This is a genomic window from Flavicella sediminum (assembly GCF_006381105.1).
In the GTDB taxonomy this organism is placed as follows: domain Bacteria; phylum Bacteroidota; class Bacteroidia; order Flavobacteriales; family Flavobacteriaceae; genus Flavicella; species Flavicella sediminum.
This window is the reverse complement of the sequence record NZ_VDET01000058.1, coordinates 392-1,995: the sequence shown is the minus strand read 5'-3', so window position 1 is coordinate 1,995 and position 1,604 is coordinate 392. Positions and strand designations below refer to the sequence as shown.

At 31.4% G+C, this 1,604-nt stretch carries 3 protein-coding genes; all 3 read left to right on the top strand.

Annotated features, from left to right (window positions below):
* On the top strand, window positions 1-379 hold a 379-nt coding region (locus FGM02_RS17865; protein WP_166461225.1), incomplete at its 5' end, for an integrase core domain-containing protein.
* A gap of 120 nt (window positions 380-499) precedes the next feature.
* Window positions 500-1,117 (top strand): class I SAM-dependent methyltransferase, encoded by a 618-nt coding sequence (locus FGM02_RS17860; RefSeq protein ID WP_139959988.1) that lies wholly within the window; start codon window positions 500-502, stop codon window positions 1,115-1,117.
* A 268-nt stretch (window positions 1,118-1,385) separates the two neighbouring features.
* The coding region (locus FGM02_RS17855; RefSeq protein ID WP_139959992.1) for a helix-turn-helix domain-containing protein at window positions 1,386-1,604 on the top strand (219 nt) is incomplete at its 3' end.

The following is a 1,604-nucleotide window of genomic DNA, read 5'->3' as shown; positions in this document are numbered from 1 at the left end:
CATTAAAAACAGAAAATACCCAAATCAAAAACTAATTCATCATTCAGATAGAGGGTTTCAATATTGCAATCCTAAATACACCAAATTTGCTGAAGATAATGGAATGACTATTAGTATGACCGAGCAATACGACCCGTATGAAAACGCTGTTGCTGAAAGGATTAATAGAACTTTAAAACACGAATATGGACTAAAACAAATTATTAAAAATACAAAGCTCGCTCAAAAAATGACCAAACAAGCCGTATATATATATAACAATTTAAGAACACATTATAGCCTGGAGCTTAGAAAGCCAGCTGAAGTACATCTAAATCCAAACATCAAATATAAATCCTATAGAAAAAATAATGTAAATTTACCCGAACTTAATATTTAACAACTAATAGTTCTAATTCTTTTTTTGCCTTCTAAACGGCTAAAAAAAAGTATTCGAACGATACTAATTATATCAAAAAAAGGTCAACCTAAACAAGGATAATACAAAACGAACTTAACAATGAAATTAGACAGAAAAAAACATTGGGAAACAGTTTATGAAACTAAAAATCCAGACCAAGTAAGTTGGACACAAGAAAGACCAAAAACCTCGCTTGAATTCATACATTCATTCGGACTAAAGAAAACTGCGAAAATAATAGATATTGGTGGAGGCGATAGTAAACTTGTGGATTACCTGCTTGATGAAGGATTTGAAAATGTTAGTGTTCTTGACATTTCTTCTAAATCACTTGAAAAAGCAAAAAACCGACTTGGAGAAAAAGCGAACAAAGTAAATTGGATTGTAAGTGACATCACTGAATTTGAACCAAATATGACTTTTGATGTTTGGCACGACAGAGCAACATTTCATTTTCTCACTACGCCTGACCAAATAAAAAAATATATGAAGACCGCAAGAAAATCTGTGAGCGGATTCTTGACAATCGGAACTTTTTCACAAAATGGACCTAAAAAATGTAGCGGACTTGAAATAAAACAATATAATGAAGAGGAATTAACAGCGGAATTGAAAGATGGTTTTGACAAAATTAAGTGTGTAACAGAAGACCATTTAACACCTTTTGACACAACGCAGAATTTCTTGTTCTGTAGTTTTAAAAGACAATTGAACTAAAGCCAGTGGCTAACAATGTATATAAAAAATAGGGCAAAAAAACGATTAAACAAAGGCTTGTGCTTATTTACATAGTCCGCCATATTTTTAATATGTATTTTAAAAAACGAAAAGATAAAAATAAAATAAAAAATATGGCTAAGTGTAAAACTGAAAGAAAGTGCTTATCAACCGCCCTACTTTTCATATACTAACCGTTAGGCATAATTCCCTGAACTGAACTTTCCTGAAATAGGTTGACTAAAAATTAAACACTTTTAGCAACACTATGGACACAAAACAAAACCAACCCTGTCGAAAAAATAACTACGAAAAAGTTACTTTTCAGCACAAATTATTGGTCATTGACCAAATTCTAAATGGTCAGATCTCGGTTAACTTCGCAGCCAAAAAATTTAATATTTCTAGATCTACTATTTCCTATTGGTTAAAAAATCACTGTACTTTGCAACAACAAAAAACAGGTATGAGCAAACTAGACGAGATT